The following is a 16,422-nucleotide window of genomic DNA, read 5'->3' on the forward strand; positions in this document are numbered from 1 at the left end:
TTCTCTGCCCTGAAGCGTTTCCTGATTTGAGTCGTTTCGACGCGTTACTCGCGTTTCCGTCTGGGGGGGCAACCTGCCGGGAGACTCGGACTCAATGTTGCGGAAACACGGGAGCGAAGTTGCTCGGGCGCATTTGAGTGCGCGCGATGCTTTTCGGGCCATGCATGATGGTGCAGGCCTGCTGTGAGAGGAAATGACGGGGAATGACAAGCAAGCACGTGGCCGTCCTTCTGGGGGGATTCTCGTCCGAGCGGCCCGTATCCCTGTCGTCGGGCAAAGCCTGCGCCGATACGCTGGAGGGGGAGGGCTACCAGGTCACCCGCGTCGACGTCTCGCGTGACATCGGCTCGGTGCTCGCCGAGCTCAAGCCTGACGTCGTCTTCAATGCGCTGCACGGCCCCTTCGGCGAGGACGGCACCATCCAGGGCATCCTCGAGTACCTCGCCATTCCGTACACCCATTCCGGCGTGCTTGCCTCGGCGCTTGCGATGAACAAGGAACAGGCCAAGAAGGTCGCCAAGGCGGCCGGCGTTCCGGTGGCGGAATCGAAGGTGGCCAATCGCTTCGCCATCCAGAACAAGCACCCGATGAAGCCGCCCTATGTAGTCAAGCCGGTCAACGAAGGATCGAGCTTCGGCGTCGTCATCGTGCATGAAGGCCAGTCGCATCCGCCGCAGATCATCGGCTCGTCCGAGTGGAGATATGGCGACGCGGTGATGGTCGAGCGTTATGTGCACGGGCGGGAATTGACGTGCGCGGTGATGGGCGATGTGGCGCTCGGTGTCTGCGAGATCATCCCGACCGGCCATTCCTTTTACGACTATGATTCAAAATACGTCGCGGGAGGATCAAAACACGAATGCCCGGCAAAACTTTCACCGAATATTTACCAAAAAATACAGACACTGGCACTCAAGGCTCATCAAGCTATCGGCTGTCGGGGCGTTTCCCGGTCGGACTTCCGTTATGACGATCGTCACTCCGAAAACGGCGAAATTGTCTGGCTCGAGGTCAACACCCAGCCGGGCATGACGCCGACGTCTTTGGTGCCGGAAATCGCCGCGCAAGCGGGACACTCGTTCGGCGATTTGTTGAGTTGGATGGTGGAGGACGCTTCGTGTCTGCGTTGAAGTGGGGACAGGGCAACGGGAAGGGCGCGGCCGGGCCGGCGCTGTTCGGCATGCCGTTGTCGTTCGACCATTTCGTGCTGCCGCGCCTGCTCCGCCGGCCGGTGCGCGTGCTGGCGCGCCTCGGCGAAGGCGACTTCGAAGCGCCGCCCTATTGCGCTGCCATGCTGTCGGCGGCACTGCTTGTTTCGAGCAGTGCCTATGGCGCCTATCTCGGCGGATATTCCGACGCCATCGTCCAGAGTGTCACCGCCCGCACCGGCTTTGCCGTCGACCAGGTCAAGGTCGTCGGCAACCGCGAAACGTCCGAGATCGATATTCTCGACAGGCTGGAACTCGACGGCTGGACCTCGCTGATCGGCTTCGATGCCGAAGCCGCGCGCGAACGCATCACCACGCTACCCTGGGTCGAAGCCGCGGCAGTGCGCAAGGTCTACCCGCATACGCTGGAAGTGCGCGTCGAGGAGCGCGAGCCGTTCGCGCTGTGGCAGCAAGGCAGCGCGCTTTCGGTCATCGAGAAATCCGGCACCGTCATTGCGCCATTCTCCGGCGGCAAACAGATATTGCTGCCGCTGATCATCGGCACCGGCGCACCGGCCAAAGCGCCGGATTTCCTAGCCAAGATCAAGAATTATCCGGAGCTCGCCGCGCGGATCAAGGGCTATATCCGCATCGGCGAACGGCGCTGGGACCTCAAGCTTGAAAACGGCATCACGATCAAGCTTCCCGAAGACGGTGAGGATCAGGCGATTGCCGACCTGGTCAGGATGGATCACGAGAACGGGCTTTTGACGCGCGACATCGCCGCCGTCGACATGCGCCTTTCCGATCGTCTGGTCGTCCAGTTGACGCCGGAAGCGGCGACACAGCGCCAAGCCGCGCTCGACGAAAAGCCCAAGATGCTGAAGCGCACGCCGGAGACGAAGATATGAGCTGGCTTGGCGGCAATAGCGATGCCTCGTCGCGCCGGTCCGGCATCCTGACGGTGCTGGATGTCGGCTCCAGCAAGGTCTGCTGCGTGGTGGCCAAACTCAAGCCGCGCGACGATGGCAAGCTGCTGCGCGGACGCTCGCATCGCGTCCAGGTGATCGGCATCGGCCACCAGAAATCGCAAGGCGTGAAATCGGGCGTCGTCATCGATCTCGACCGTGCCGAGCACGCCATCCGTCTTGCCGTCGACGCCGCCGAACGCATGGCGGGACTGACGGTCGATTCGCTGATCGTCAACATGACTGCCGGCCGGCTGAAGAGCGAGGCTTTTTCGGCCACCATCAATCTCGGCGGCCATGAAGCCGACGAGGCCGACATCAAGCGCGTGCTTGCCGCCGGCGCCAAGCAGGCGTTGCGGGCCGAGCGCGAGGTGATCCATTCGCTTCCCGTAGCCTTTTCGCTGGATGCCGAGCGCGGTGTGCGCGATCCGCGCGGCATGGTTGGCGACCAGCTTGGCGTCGACATGCACGTGCTGACAGGCGACGCAGCGCCCTTGCGCAATCTGGAGCTCTGCATCAACCGCTCGCATCTGTCGGTCGAACGCATGGTGGCGACGCCCTATGCCAGTGGGCTTGCTGCGCTGGTCGACGACGAGCTCGAAATGGGCGCGGCCTGCATCGACATGGGCGGCGGCACGACGACGATCTCGGTGTTTTCGGAAGGCAAGTTCGTCCATGGCGATGCCATCGCGATCGGCGGCAACCACGTCACGCTGGATATGGCCAAGGGCCTGTCGACCTCGCTCGATGCCGCCGAAAGGCTGAAAGTGATGCATGGCTCGGCGCTGCCTGGCAGTGCCGACGACCGCGACCTGGTTTCCATCCATCCGATCGGCGAGGACGGCGAGGTGCCGTTGCAGATCCCGCGCTCGGTGATGACGCGCATCATCCGCGCCCGCATCGACGAGACGCTGGAATTGCTGCGCGACCGGCTGAACAAATCCGGCTACGGCAACGCCGTCGGCAAGCGTGTGGTGCTGACCGGCGGTGCCAGCCAGCTTGCCGGCCTGCCAGAAGCAGCACGCCGCATTCTCGGCCGCAATGTGCGCATCGGACGCCCGCTTGGCGTGGCAGGCTTGCCCGAGGCGGCCAAGGGGCCGGCTTTCTCGACCCCGGTCGGACTTCTGATCTATCCACAGATGGCGAGCTTCGAGAGCCGCCCGGCGAAGGGAATTTCCGGTCTTCGGATGACCGGAACAGGCGGAAAACTGCATCGAATGAGTCAGTGGTTGAGAGACAGTTTTTAATTTGACGGGGACAGCCCCATAGGCGGCCGCGGCGGCGAAGCGGCGGGAAAGGCAAAGGACGAAGACAATGACCATCAATCTGCAGAAGCCGGACATCACCGAGCTCAAGCCGCGCATCACCGTGTTCGGTGTCGGCGGCGGCGGCGGCAATGCCGTCAACAACATGATCACCGCCGGCTTGCGCGGCGTCGAGTTCGTGGTGGCCAACACCGACGCGCAGGCACTGACGATGTCGAAGGCCGAGCGGCTGATCCAGCTCGGCGCGCATGTCACCGAGGGTCTCGGCGCCGGATCGCAGCCTGAAGTCGGGCGCGCGGCGGCGGAGGAATGCATCGATGAGATCATCGATCATCTCTCCAACACGCATATGTGCTTCGTCACTGCCGGCATGGGCGGCGGCACCGGCACCGGGGCGGCTCCCGTCGTTGCCCGCGCTGCCCGCGAAAAGGGTATCCTTACCGTCGGCGTCGTCACCAAGCCGTTCCACTTCGAAGGCCAGCGCCGCATGAAGACGGCCGACATGGGTATCGAGGAACTGCAGAAATGCGTCGATACCCTGATCGTCATTCCCAACCAGAACCTGTTCCGGCTGGCCAATGACAAGACCACCTTCGCCGATGCCTTCGCCATGGCCGACCAGGTGCTCTATTCGGGCGTTGCCTGCATCACCGACCTGATGGTCAAGGAAGGCCTGATCAATCTCGACTTCGCCGACGTCCGCTCGGTCATGCGCGAAATGGGCAAGGCGATGATGGGGACTGGCGAGGCTTCGGGCGAGGGCCGTGCAATGGCCGCGGCGGAAGCCGCCATCGCCAACCCGCTGCTCGACGAGACCTCGATGAAGGGCGCCAAGGGCCTGCTGATCTCGATCACCGGCGGCCGCGACCTGACCCTGTTCGAAGTCGATGAGGCGGCAACCCGCATTCGCGAAGAGGTCGACCAGGATGCCAACATCATTCTGGGCGCCACTTTCGACGAGGAACTCGAAGGCGTTATCCGCGTGTCGGTGGTCGCCACCGGCATCGACAAATCGGCAGCCGAAATCGCTGCCGCGCCGATCGCCATCCGCGCGGCTCCGCCGAAGGCGGTCAGCCGCCCGGCGGCCCAGGTCACGGAAATGCGCCCGGCGCCTATCCAGCAACCGATCTATGAACCACGTGCTGCCGACCCGGTCGCCGAGGCCATTCAGCTCGCCGAAGCGAATGCGGCAGCGATGGCGCAGGCCCGCCCGGCACCGGTCGCCCATGCGGAAGACTTCCGTCCGCAGAGCAAGATTTTCCAGGCGCCTCCCGCTCAGCCGCAGCCAATGATGCAGCCAGCGGTTCAGCAAGCGATGCAGCCCGCTCCGCATCGTGAAATGCCGCAGCCGGTTGCCGCGGTACCCCAGCGCATGCCGCGGGTCGAGGATTTCCCGCCGCAGGTGAAGGCCGAAGTGGAAGCCAAGGCCCGCCCCGCCGACCACGAGAACAGCGGCCCGATGGGCTTGCTCAAGCGCCTGACCAACGGCTTGACCCGCCGCGAAGAGGAGCCTGCAAGACTGCAGCCGGCGCAGCCTCGCGAACCGAAACTGCGCCAGGCGCCGGCGGAAGTGCGCCGCCTAGCCAGCCAGGATCCGCAGCTTTACGCGCCGCGCCGCGGCCAGCTGGACGAGCAGGGCCGACTGACGCCGCAGAGCCGGGCTGTCCAGGAAGACGATCAGTTGGAGATTCCCGCCTTCCTGCGCCGACAGGCCAATTGATCTGTTAACGGTTCGTAACAGTTATTAACAGGCGAGCAGGAAACTGTTCGCCTGTTAACTTTAAAAGTGATTGTAAAACAAGGACTTATGGGGCAATCCCGCGCTGGACCGCAGTTACAAAGAGTAAGAAACCGTGATTTGGAGACTCCCCGCGGGACCATTATCTTCGCCACCGACCAAAGTCGGTTTGCTGGGAGTCTCGGGGAAGTGGCCCTGCCTGCCGATCAATCAAGAGCCGCGCCCTCAGGGCAGATGAAGCGGACCTAGGCAGCGTGGGCTATGGGGATTGTTTTGCACGACTATCAGACGACACTTAAATCGCGCGCGACGCTGACTGGCATCGGCGTTCACAGTGGCAATCCGGTCACCGTCCATTTCCTGCCGGCGGATGCCGATACGGGTGTCGTCTTCCAGCTCTCGAATGCAAGCGGAAGCCACGAATTTCGCGCGCTCGTCTCCGAGGTCGGCGCCACCGATCTCTGCACCATGCTTGGCGATCCGCATGGCGAGCACATTGCCACGGTCGAGCATCTGATGGCGACGCTTTTCGGGCTTGGAATCGACAATCTCGTCATCGAAATCGACGGCCATGAGGTGCCTATCCTCGACGGCAGCGCAGTGATGTTCGTCGAGGCCATTGACCAGGCAGGCATCGAAACGCTGCCGGTCAAGCGTCGCTACATCAGGGTGGTCAAGCCGGTTCGCATCGAGAACGGCGCCTGCTGGGCGGAGTTCAGGCCCTATGACGGCACGCGCTTCGAGATCGAGATCGATTTCGAAAGCCCGGCGATCGGGCGCCAGCTTTTTGCATCCGACATGAACGCTGACATTTTCCGCCGCGACGTCGCGCGGGCCCGCACTTTCGGTTTCATGAAGGACGTCGAGCGGCTGTGGGCGGCAGGCTATGCGCTCGGCTCGTCTTTGGAAAACTCCCTGGTGATCGGCGACGACAACCGCGTGATCAACATGGGAGGCCTGCGCTATCCCAACGAGTTCGCGCGCCACAAGACGATGGATGCGATGGGCGACCTGGCGCTCGCCGGTGCCCGGTTCATCGGCTGCTTCCGCTCCTATCGTGGCGGCCACAGGCTGAACGCAGCAGCGCTGCGCCGTCTCTTGTCCGACCGTTCGGCTTTCGAGATCGTTGAGACGACGCGCCGCGAGCGCGGGCGTACCGCCGAGATGAGCGCCGTCAACGCACCCCTCTATGCGCCCTGGATGATCTGATTCTTAACGTTTTTGCGGCTCTTATCGCGATCAGCTGTGTTGCATGGATGCATCACCGGCCGGCCAAATTACACAGCTTTCCAGGTGGCGCCAAACCGCCACAAAAATGTGCGATTGGCCGGGGATAGCGTTGCCGGGCAAGGCAATTATGGTTTATGGCTGCTGCCGTCGACTGAAATGACGCCGAAAGGGCGGAATCCAAACATGTTTTTCAAGCGAGTTGGTCAATCGAAGGCGCTGCGGCGGGCTGTTTTCCTGGCGCTTTCGGTGGTCGTTCCATCGCTGTTTCTGTCGGCCTGCATGTCGTCCGAGAAGGACGTCGATCTGTCGACCTATGTCGATCAGACCGAGCCGGCCGACGTGCTCTACAATCAGGGTCTCGCCAATCTGAATGCCGGGCGACTGCAGGAGGCAAGCCGCAAATTCGATGCTGTCGACCGCCAGCATCCCTATTCCGAATTCGCCCGCAAATCGATGGTGATGGGTGCCTTTGCCGACTACCGTCAGGGCAATTACGACGAGGCGATCGGTTCGGCCAAGCGCTACCTGACCCTGTACCCGTCGACCGACGATGCGGCCTATGCCCAGTATATTATCGGGCTGAGCTACTACCGCCAGATCAAGGACGTCACCCAGGACCAGAAGGAAGCGCGTCTTACCGTGCAGACGATGCAGGACCTCGTGACGCGCTGGCCCACGTCCGAATATGCCGACGACGCCAAGGAGAAGATCCGCTTCGCCAACGATCAGCTCGCCGGCAAAGAGATGCAGATCGGCCGCTATTATCTCGAGCGCCGCGAATACATCGCGGCCGTCAAACGGTTCCGCAACGTGGTGGAGAACTATTCGAACACACGTCATGTCGAGGAGGCGCTGGCGCGTCTGACCGAGAGCTACTATGCGATGGGGCTGACGTCGGAAGCGCAGACCGCTGCGGCCGTGCTCGGCACCAACTATCCCGACAGCCAGTGGTACAAGGACTCCTACAAGCTCCTGCAGAGTGGTGGGCTCGAGCCGCGCGAGAATGCCGGATCGTGGATCTCCAAGGCCGGGAAGCTGATCACCGGCGCCTGAGCGGCGCGTTACCATGCTCTCCAGGCTGTCGATCCGCGATATCGTTCTGATCGAGAAGCTGGACATCGACTTCTCGTCCGGCCTTTCGGTGCTGACCGGCGAAACCGGCGCCGGAAAGTCCATCCTGCTCGACGCCTTGTCGCTGGCGCTTGGCGCCCGCGGCGACGCCTCGTTGGTGCGGCATGGCGCGGCACAAGGCCAGATCATCGCCGTGTTCGACGTGCCGCGCAACCACGCGGCTCGCATGCTGCTTGCCGAGAATGCCATCGAGGACAACGGCGACATCATCCTGCGCCGCGTCCAGACGGCTGACGGCCGCACGCGCGTTTTCGTCAACGACCAGCCGTCCAGCGTGACGCTGATGCGCGACATCGGCCGTGCGCTGGTCGAGATCCACGGCCAGCATGACGAGCGCGCTTTGGTCGATCCCGGCGCCCATCGCGAGTTGCTCGACAGTTTCGGTGGCCATCTCGGCGCTGCTCGGGCAACCGGCGAGGCGTGGCGGCATTGGCGTACCTGCGAGCAGGAATTTTCACGGCACCGGGCCAAAGTCGAGGCAGCTGCCCGCGAGGCCGATTATCTGCGTGCAGCGGTCGCCGAATTGACCAGGCTCGATCCGCAGCCGGGCGAAGAGACGGAGCTGGCCGAACTGCGCGCCGCGATGATGCGAGCGGAAAAGATCGCCTCGGAAATCCACGACGCCCAGGATGTGCTCTCGGGGCCGTCCTCGCCCTTGCCGCAACTGGCCAGCCTGCTCAGGCGGCTGCAGCGCAAGGTGACCGAAGCGCCCGGGCTGCTCGAGGATGTCGTCAAATCGCTCGACGAGGCGATGCTTTCGCTCGACGCGGCGCAGTCGGGCGTGGAAGCAGCACTTCGCGCCACCGAATATGATCCGCAGCGGCTGGAGAAGGCTGAGGAGCGGCTGTTTTCGCTGCGTGCCGCCTCGCGCAAGCACAGCGTCGCCGTCGACGACCTGGCACAATTGCGTGACACCATGGCTGCCGACCTTGCCGATCTCGACGCCGGCGAAGAGCGCTTGCATGCGCTGGAGAAACAGGCTGCGGCGGCGCGCCAGGCCTATGACATTACGGCGGCCCAGCTGTCGTCGCTTCGCCATGCGGCGGCCGTCGGGCTGACCAAGGCGGTGATGACCGAACTGCCGGCGCTGAAGCTCGAACGGGCCGAGTTCATCGTCGAGATCGCAAGCGATGCCGAGAGCCGCATGGAAGAAGGCATCGATCAGGTCGAGTTCTGGGTGCGCACCAATCCCGGCACCAGGCCCGGCCCGATGATGAAGGTCGCTTCCGGCGGCGAGCTTTCGCGCTTCCTGCTGGCGTTGAAGGTAGCACTCGCTGACCGGGGCTCGGCGCCGACCTTGGTCTTTGATGAGATTGACACCGGCGTCGGCGGTGCGGTTGCCGACGCCATCGGCCAGCGGCTGGCGCGGCTGGCAAACCGCGTGCAGGTGCTTTCGGTCACGCATGCACCGCAAGTGGCGGCGCGCGCGGCGACTCATTTCCTGATCTCCAAATCAGGCGGGGCCGACCGGGTCTCGACCGGCATCGCCGAGATGGACCGGGCGGCGCGGCAGGAAGAGATCGCACGCATGCTCGCCGGCGCCACCATCACCGACGAGGCGCGCGCGGCGGCCGAGCGGCTGCTGCGGGAGAACACCGCTGCAGCCTAGAGCGGTTTATCGTTTCACGGAAACGCCGAACCGCTCTACCTCTTTGTTTGCGCAATTCCGGACGGAAAACCGTTTCACACTTTTCCTGGAATTGCTCCAGGCGAGTTCGTTTTCGGCGCTCGCGACCTGAGTCAGGGTATGGCTCCATCCTGCTGTTCAGGAATGATTTTCCGTGTCTGGTCTCTCCCTCATGAGAGAATCCTGTTCTATTGTGTCGCGCCACCGTGGAGGGAGCAGTGCATGGACGAAAAACCAGTCGATTCGCTCAGCGAAAGCGAGGCGGCAAGCGAGTTGAAGCGGTTGGCGCAGGAGATCGCCGAGCACGACCGGCGCTACCATGGCGAGGACGCGCCGATAATCACGGATGCGGAATATGACGCGCTGACGCGGCGCAACCTCGCCATCGAGCAGCGGTTCCCGCATCTTGTGCGCGAGGATTCGCCCTCACGCAGGGTCGGCGCGCCGCCGGCGGAAGGTTTTGCCAAGGTGCGCCACGCGGTGCCGATGCTCAGCCTTGCCAAGGCCTATACCGACCAGGACGTCGCGGACTTCATAGAACGGGGCCGGCGATTCTTTGACCGCGACAAGGATCTGAACATCGCCTTCACGGCGGAGCCGAAGATCGACGGGCTATCGGCTTCCCTGCGATATGAAGGCGGTGTGTTCGTGCAGGGAGCAACGCGCGGCGACGGCGTCGTCGGCGAGGATATCACCGCCAATCTCAAGACCATCGCCGATATTCCCAAGACCTTGAAGGGATCGGACTGGCCCGAGGTCATCGAAATACGCGGCGAGGTCTATATGACCTACGCGGAATTCGAGGCGCTGAAGCAGCGTTCGGCGGCGATAGGTGGCCAGGATTACGTCAATCCGCGTAACACGGCGGCTGGATCGCTGCGCCAGAAGGACCCGTCCGTTACCGCCAGCCGCAACCTCAAATTCTTTGCCTACGCCTGGGGCTATACTTCAAAGGATCCAGCTCCGACCCAATACGATTCCGTGCAAAAATTCGCGGAGTGGGGATTCAAGGTCAGCCCGCTGATGGTCCGGGCAAGATCGGTCGAGGAACTGGTCGCGCACTATCACCTAATCGAGGCCCAGCGCTCATCGCTGGGCTACGACATCGACGGCGTCGTCTACAAGGTCGACCAGCTGGAATTGCAGCGCAGATGGGGTTTCGTCACTGGCGAACCACGCTGGGCCGTCGCCCACAAATTTCCGGCCGAACAGGCGATGACAACCGTGCTCAGGATCGACATTCAGGTGGGCCGTACCGGTACGCTGGCGCCCGTTGCCCGGCTTGCGCCCGTCACGGTCGGCGGCGTCGTGGTCGAAAATGTCACGCTTCACAACGAAGACTACATCAAGGGTCTTGACAGCAACGGCCAGCCGATCCGCGACGGCTATGATGTGCGTATCGGCGACACGGTGGTCATCCAGCGGGCAGGGGACGTCATTCCGCAGATCGTCAGCGTCGTAGCCGACAAGCGTCCGCCAGATGCCGTGCCCTACGAATTCCCGCACAACTGTCCGATCTGCGGCTCGCCGGCAACGCGCGAGATCAACGAGAAGACCGGCAAGGAAGATTCCCGGCGACGTTGCACCGGCGAACTGATCTGTCCTGCGCAGGCCGTCGAAGGATTGCGCCACTTTGTGTCGCGCGGCGCCATGGATATCGAAGGCCTGGGCGCCGAAAACATAGATCTGTTCTTCAATGCCGGGTTGGTCAAGACAGCCGCCGATATCTTCACTCTCCGGGACCGCCGTCCCGCCGTCACCAAGGCGCTGGCGGAGCGACGGGAGGAGCAGGCCAGGCAGCGCGAGGCCGCATCGGGCAAAACGCGCAAGAATGTACGCAGCGTCGAGGAACGCAACTATGACGGCCTCGACAAGCTCTTCGCTGCCATCGACGCCCGCCGCGAACCCGAACTCGATCGCTTCATCTTCGCGCTGGGCATCCGCCATATCGGCGAAACGACGGCCGCTGTGCTTGCCCGAACCTTCTCGACGATCGAGGAGTTGATCCGCATTGGCAAGGAGACGGCAGCGGCAGCCGATCCACACACCGTTTTTCCTTCGATCAACGGCATCGGCGATACGGTGATAGGCGCCCTTCGCGATTTCTTCGGCAATGAACGCAACGACGCCGTGCTTGAAGCGCTGCTCACACAGATCCACCCGAAGCCGTACATTGTGAACGTCTCAGCCAATAGTGCGGTCGCCGGCAAGACAATCGTGTTTACAGGCACGCTGGAAAAGATGACGCGCCCGGAGGCCAAGGCGATGGCTGAACGTCTCGGCGCGAAGGTCGCCGGCTCGGTTTCCGCGAAGACCGATCTCCTGGTGGCAGGGCCAGGCGCCGGTTCCAAGCTGAAGGAGGCGACCAAATTCGGCATCGAGGTGATCGACGAAGACACCTGGCTGCAGCGGATTGGCAAGGGCGGGTGATGGCGGCTGCGTTCAACGGTTTTGGGCAAAAGGCCATTCCCTTCCTCAAGGCGCTGGATTTTCATCAGAGCCGGGAGTGGTTTTTGGAAAACCGCGACCTTTTCGAGCGCGACCTGCGCGATCCCTTCGGCGATCTGGTCGAGACGCTCTCCGAGCGCTTCACGGCCGCGGGGCTCGGCCTGCGCGGCGACCGCAAGAAGTCGCTGTTCCGGATTAACCGCGACGTGCGTTTCGCCAAGGACAAACGGCCTTATAACCGGCATTTGTCGGCGATCCTTTCGCCCGACGGCACCAAGATGGAACAGGGCGTGTTTTACGTCCATATCGGGCTGGAGCGCTGCTTTGCCGCCGTTGCCTGGTGGCAGCCCGGACCGGAGCTATTGCTGGCGCTGCGCAACGCGATCGCGAAGCGGTCCGCTGAATTCCGCAGCCTCGTTGCGGCGCTGAAGAAGAACGGCCTCGAGTTCGACCCGGACGGCTGCATGAAGCGCACGCCGCGCGGCTTCGAGCATATCGCCGAGCCCGATCTCGCTGCCGCGATCCGCAACCGGCATTTTGCCGTCCGGCACGCAATCGAGCCGGCGGATATCTACGGAGCTGGATTGGTCGACGAGCTTGTCGACTTCGCCATGCGGGCAAAACCGCTGCTCGACTGGGGCAGGGCGATCGAAGGCAAGGCTTCGCCGCGCTAGGCTCGGAAGGGAGCTTGCCGCGACGCTTCAGCCATCATTTCCGCTGATCGTTTGCCTCAAGCAAATTGGTGTGACAAGCCGGGCCGCTCTCTCTACATACGGCCGTTCCCAAGGAGCGATCGATGTCGGCGGAAGCAATCTCCGAAAACGGAGCGAAAAGCGATTTCTGGGACGGCGTGCGGCTCAGCATGCCCGTCGTGGTGGCGTCGGCGCCGTTTGCATTACTATTCGGGGCGCTCGCCGTCGACAACGGGTTTTCCGTGCTCGAAGCGTTCCTGATGAGCGCAACGGTGTTCGGCGGCGCCAGCCAGATGGTGGGCATCGAGCTGTTCGGCCAGCATGTCGCGCCGTGGCTGATCGTGCTGTCGATCTTCGCGGTGAATTTTCGCCATGTCCTCTATTCGGCTGGCATCGGCCGGCGCATTGCGCATTGGCCGCTGGTGCAGCAGGCGATAGGCTATTTTGTGCTGACCGATCCGCAGTTCGCGGTGGCCGAGCGCAAGGCGGAGGCCGGCGAGACCGTCGGGTTTACCTGGTATATGGGGCTTGGGCTGCCGGTCTATGTGTTCTGGGTGATTGAAAGCGCGCTCGGCGCGATGTTCGGCAAGCTTATTCCCGACACCCACGCGCTGGGCATCGACTTCCTGCTGCCGATCTATTTTCTCGGCCTGGTCATGAGCTTCCGTAAGCGGCCGCTGTGGCTGCCGGTGGTCGTCGCCAGCGCTGCCGCCTCCATCATTGCATACAAAACGGTCGGCTCGCCCTGGCATGTCTCCATCGGCGCGCTGGCCGGCGTGCTGCTCGCCGTCATCCTGCCGCCCCGCCACAGCGGCGTGGAGGCACGGCCATGAGCACGACCTTGTGGATCATCATCGCCGCTTCGATCGCAACCTATCTGACCCGCATCGGCGGTCATCTGGTGATCTCACGCTTCGACCATATCCATCCGCGCGTCGAAGCCGGGCTGAACGCCGTGCCGGCGGCGGTGCTGACCACGCTGGTGGCGCCGGCGGCGCTCAGCGCCGGGTCGGCGGAATGGGCAGCCTTGATCGTCGCCGGCCTTGTCTCACTGCGCGGCGGCCTGATGGCGATGTTCCTGGCGGGTGCTGCCGTGCTGATCCTCGCGCGGCAGCTCGTCGGCTGATCGACTTTTGCCTTGGCGGCGAGAGCACACATGCGCTTTACCGCAGCGACTATTGCCGCGCCGACCCGCGACAGGCTCAGCCGGATCGCCTCCGCTCTCTCCTGGTGGGCGCAACGCACGGCGTCGCTATAGAGTGCTTCGCGCTGCTTCGGCGTCAATGCGCTTAGATCGATCGGCTGGATGCCGAAGGGCTCACGCGACATTTCCATCTCCCCTGGTTTGCCGTGTTGATCGGCAGCTACACCGGCGATTTACGGGAAAGGCATAATCAGTTAAAATGAATAATTAAGATCGTTATGTTCTCCAGGAGAGATGTATGGATTTGACCGATCTGCGCATCTTCCGCACGGTGGTGCGTGAGGGCGGAATCACCAGGGCGGCGGAAAAACTGTTTCGCGTGCAGTCGAACGTGACCACACGCATCCGGCAGCTCGAGGAGGATCTCGGCGTGCAGCTGTTTATCCGGGAGGGCAAGCGCCTGCACGTATCGCCGGCCGGTCACAAATTGGTCGGCTATGCGGATCGGCTGCTGGCGCTTGCGGAGGAGGCGCGAACGGCGATGCTCGATCCACGCCCGCGCGGCACGCTTCGCCTAGGTGCTATGGAGAGCACCGCCGCGGCACGGCTTCCAAGTCTGCTCGCCGATTATCACGCACGTTATCCCGAAGTGGAAATCCAGTTGCGCACCGGCAATCCGCAGGTTCTCGCGACCGCCATGCTTGCCGGCGAACTCGATGCAGCGTTCGCAGCCGAGCCGATCGCTGACGTTCCGTTCGAAAAGCTGCCCGCATTCCACGAGCAGCTGGTCATTGTCTCGGCGGCATCGCGCGTTTCGGTCGAAGACCACCTGGACATGCCCAAAACCATGATAGCCTTCGAGCACGGCTGTCCGCACCGCAAGCGGCTGGAACAATGGTATGCGCGCAGAGGGTTCATGGCCGAGAAAACCATCGAGCTTGGTTCATACCATGCCATCCTTGGTTGCGTGGTGGCTGGCATGGGCATAGCGCTGATGCCGAAAAGCGTGCTTTCGGGTTTCCCGGAAAGCCGCTGGCTAAAGCTGCACGAACTGCCCTCTGACGAAGACAACGCCGTCACGGTGTTGTTCTGGCGCAAGGGAGCCGGTTCTCCCAACGTCACCGCTTTGCAGGGACTGCTTGCGGAGCAAAGCCTGCCAACCGGCGTTGCCGCCGGCGCTATTGCTTGAGGTCGTGCGGCAGCGGGGCGGTTGCTTTTTCCAGCCAGGCCAGCGTCTCGCCGTCGAGCATCGGTCCGATCTCGGCCAGTACGCGGGCATGGTATTCGTCAAGCCAATGCAACTCGTCGCGGGTTAAAAGGTCCGACCGGATCAGCCGCTTGTCGATCGGAGCCAGCGTCAGCGTCTCGAAGCCGTGCATGGCGATGTCGCCGCCCTCGATTGCCTCGGCCGGTGTCACCAGAATCAAGTTCTCGATGCGGATGCCGTAGGAACCTTCCTTGTAATAGCCGGGCTCGTTGGAGAGGATCATGCCGGCCAGCAGCTTTTCGGTACCGGTCTTGGCGATACGCTGCGGGCCCTCATGCACGGCAAGATAGGAGCCGACACCGTGCCCAGTGCCATGGGCGAAATCGCAGCCGTGTCTCCATAGCGCCAGGCGCGCCACTGCATCGATTTCGGAGCCGCGCGTGCCCTGGGGGAAGCGCAGCATGGAGATGCCGATCATGCCTTTCAGCACCAGCGTGAAGCGCTCGCGCATCTCCTCGGTTGGCGCGCCAATCGGAACCGTGCGGGTAATGTCGGTGGTGCCGTCCTGGTACTGCCCGCCGGAATCGAGCAGGAACAGTTCGCCATCCCCCACCTTGCGATTGGTGGCGCGGGAGACGCGGTAGTGCATGATGGCGCCGTTAGGACCAGCGCCGGAGATGGTATCGAACGATACGTCGCGCAGCGGCATCTGCGTTTCTTCGCCGGTCTGACGGCGCGTCTCCTCAAGCCTGGTCACAACGGCGATTTCGTCGAGCGTGCCGGGCTTCTGGCGGTCGAGCCAGCACAGCAGCTTGGCGACCGCGGCGCCGTCGCGGCGATGTGCGGCGCGTGCGCCGGCGATCTCAGCTTTGTTCTTTGTTGCGCGTGGAATGCGGGCCGGATCGGCCGTGGCAATGACGGTGCCGCCATTATCCTCGACCAGCATTCTGAGCTTGTCCGCCGCGAGAACCGGGTCCAGCGCGATCTTTGCGCCGCCCTTGGCCCGGGTGACGATTGCCGATTCGAATTCACCTGGTTCGTGCAATTCGGCGAGCTGCGTCAGGTAGGCCGCGACGGTGCGCGAAAACTTGCGCTGGTCCATGAAAAGCAGATGCGAGCCGTCGGCGGCGAGCACGGCAAAGCCGAGCGCCAGCGGTGTGTGCGGTACGTCGCCGCCGCGGATGTCGAAGGCCCAGGCAATGGAGGAGGGGTCGGTCAGCACGGCATGGGTGGCGCCGTCCTTCTCGGTGGCCGCCGCCAGCCGCACCAGCTTGTCCTTGGCCAGTTCGCCGGCAAAGCCGATCGGGTGGATCTCGACCGGCGCCAGTGGCGGCCCGGGCTGGTCCTGCCAAATGGCGTCGATTGGATTCTCTTCGAGCGGCACCAGTATCGCGCCTGATTTCTCGGCCGAGGCCTTCAGCGCCTTGACGTCACTGATCGTATGGAGCCACGGATCGAAGCCCAACCGCACGCCCTTGCCGAGATTGTCGTTGATCCAGTTGGCCGGCGGGTTGTCGACAAGGCTCTCGATCGAAAAGATGTCGAGATCGACCTCCTGGCGCACCTGCAGCGTGTAGCGCCCGTCGACAAACATGACGGCGCGCTCGCCAAGCACAATGGCGACGCCGGCCGAGCCGCTGAAGCCGGTCAGCCATTTCAGCCGTGCCGAGCGGTCGGCGACATATTCGCCCTGGTGCTCGTCGGCACGGGGCACGATGAAGCCATCCAGCCCGTTCGCCGCCAACCATCGGCGCAGCATTGCCACGCGCGGCTTGCCAACGGCCGGATCGCCGGCGGAATCGAAGGTCTGGAACATGTAGGCTC

Annotated in this window: 13 protein-coding genes; 12 read left to right on the forward strand and 1 reads right to left on the reverse strand. The window is 63.3% G+C overall.

Going from position 1 to position 16,422, the window contains the following annotated elements:
* Positions 1-203 precede the first annotated feature (203 nt).
* From NKJ28_RS18165 to NKJ28_RS18220, 12 genes are all read left to right on the forward strand, one after another.
* On the forward strand, positions 204-1,130 hold the full coding sequence (locus NKJ28_RS18165; RefSeq protein ID WP_023676761.1) for a D-alanine--D-alanine ligase: 927 nt from the start codon (positions 204-206) through the stop codon (positions 1,128-1,130).
* Positions 1,118-2,059 carry a cell division protein FtsQ/DivIB gene (locus tag NKJ28_RS18170; protein ID WP_352636624.1) on the forward strand — a complete coding sequence of 314 codons (942 nt, stop codon included), beginning with the start codon at positions 1,118-1,120 and terminating at the stop codon, positions 2,057-2,059. Before NKJ28_RS18165 ends, NKJ28_RS18170 begins: the two co-directional genes overlap by 13 nt.
* Entirely contained in the window at positions 2,056-3,363 is a 1,308-nt protein-coding gene (gene ftsA / locus NKJ28_RS18175; RefSeq protein ID WP_023676759.1) for a cell division protein FtsA, read from the forward strand. Before NKJ28_RS18170 ends, ftsA begins: the two co-directional genes overlap by 4 nt.
* A 67-nt stretch (positions 3,364-3,430) precedes the next feature.
* The gene (gene ftsZ, locus NKJ28_RS18180; protein ID WP_352636625.1) at positions 3,431-5,101 is read left to right on the forward strand and encodes a cell division protein FtsZ; all 1,671 of its coding nucleotides are present in this window, start codon (positions 3,431-3,433) and stop codon (positions 5,099-5,101) included.
* Between the two features lie 279 nt (positions 5,102-5,380).
* A complete protein-coding gene (gene lpxC / locus NKJ28_RS18185) occupies positions 5,381-6,328 on the forward strand; it encodes a UDP-3-O-acyl-N-acetylglucosamine deacetylase (RefSeq protein WP_023676757.1) in 948 nt (315 codons plus the stop codon).
* A gap of 204 nt (positions 6,329-6,532) precedes the next feature.
* On the forward strand, positions 6,533-7,402 hold the full coding sequence (locus tag NKJ28_RS18190; protein WP_023676756.1) for an outer membrane protein assembly factor BamD: 870 nt from the start codon (positions 6,533-6,535) through the stop codon (positions 7,400-7,402).
* 13 nt (positions 7,403-7,415) lie between these two features.
* Positions 7,416-9,089, forward strand: coding sequence for a DNA repair protein RecN (gene recN / locus NKJ28_RS18195; protein WP_023676755.1), 1,674 nt, complete (start codon positions 7,416-7,418; stop codon positions 9,087-9,089).
* Positions 9,090-9,329: 240 nt separating this feature from the next.
* The gene (gene ligA / locus NKJ28_RS18200; RefSeq protein ID WP_352589467.1) at positions 9,330-11,537 is read left to right on the forward strand and encodes an NAD-dependent DNA ligase LigA; all 2,208 of its coding nucleotides are present in this window, start codon (positions 9,330-9,332) and stop codon (positions 11,535-11,537) included.
* The gene (locus tag NKJ28_RS18205) at positions 11,537-12,229 is read left to right on the forward strand and encodes a DUF2461 domain-containing protein (RefSeq protein ID WP_352589470.1); all 693 of its coding nucleotides are present in this window, start codon (positions 11,537-11,539) and stop codon (positions 12,227-12,229) included. Before ligA ends, NKJ28_RS18205 begins: the two co-directional genes overlap by 1 nt.
* 122 nt (positions 12,230-12,351) lie before the next feature.
* Complete coding sequence (locus NKJ28_RS18210) at positions 12,352-13,080, forward strand: AzlC family ABC transporter permease (protein WP_352589473.1); 729 nt, start codon at positions 12,352-12,354, stop codon at positions 13,078-13,080.
* Positions 13,077-13,373, forward strand: coding sequence for an AzlD family protein (locus NKJ28_RS18215; RefSeq protein ID WP_352589476.1), 297 nt, complete (start codon positions 13,077-13,079; stop codon positions 13,371-13,373). The genes NKJ28_RS18210 and NKJ28_RS18215 overlap by 4 nt, the downstream gene beginning before the upstream one ends.
* A 316-nt stretch (positions 13,374-13,689) precedes the next feature.
* Entirely contained in the window at positions 13,690-14,580 is an 891-nt protein-coding gene (locus tag NKJ28_RS18220) for a LysR family transcriptional regulator (protein ID WP_352589479.1), read from the forward strand.
* Here the strand turns inward: NKJ28_RS18220 and NKJ28_RS18225 are convergent.
* A complete protein-coding gene (locus NKJ28_RS18225) occupies positions 14,570-16,414 on the reverse strand; it encodes an aminopeptidase P family protein (RefSeq protein WP_352636626.1) in 1,845 nt (614 codons plus the stop codon). The genes NKJ28_RS18220 and NKJ28_RS18225 overlap by 11 nt on opposite strands.
* Positions 16,415-16,422: the final 8 nt, after the last annotated feature.

It is taken from the genome of Mesorhizobium sp. M0145, from assembly GCF_040322355.1.
Classification (GTDB): Bacteria; Pseudomonadota; Alphaproteobacteria; order Rhizobiales; family Rhizobiaceae; genus Mesorhizobium.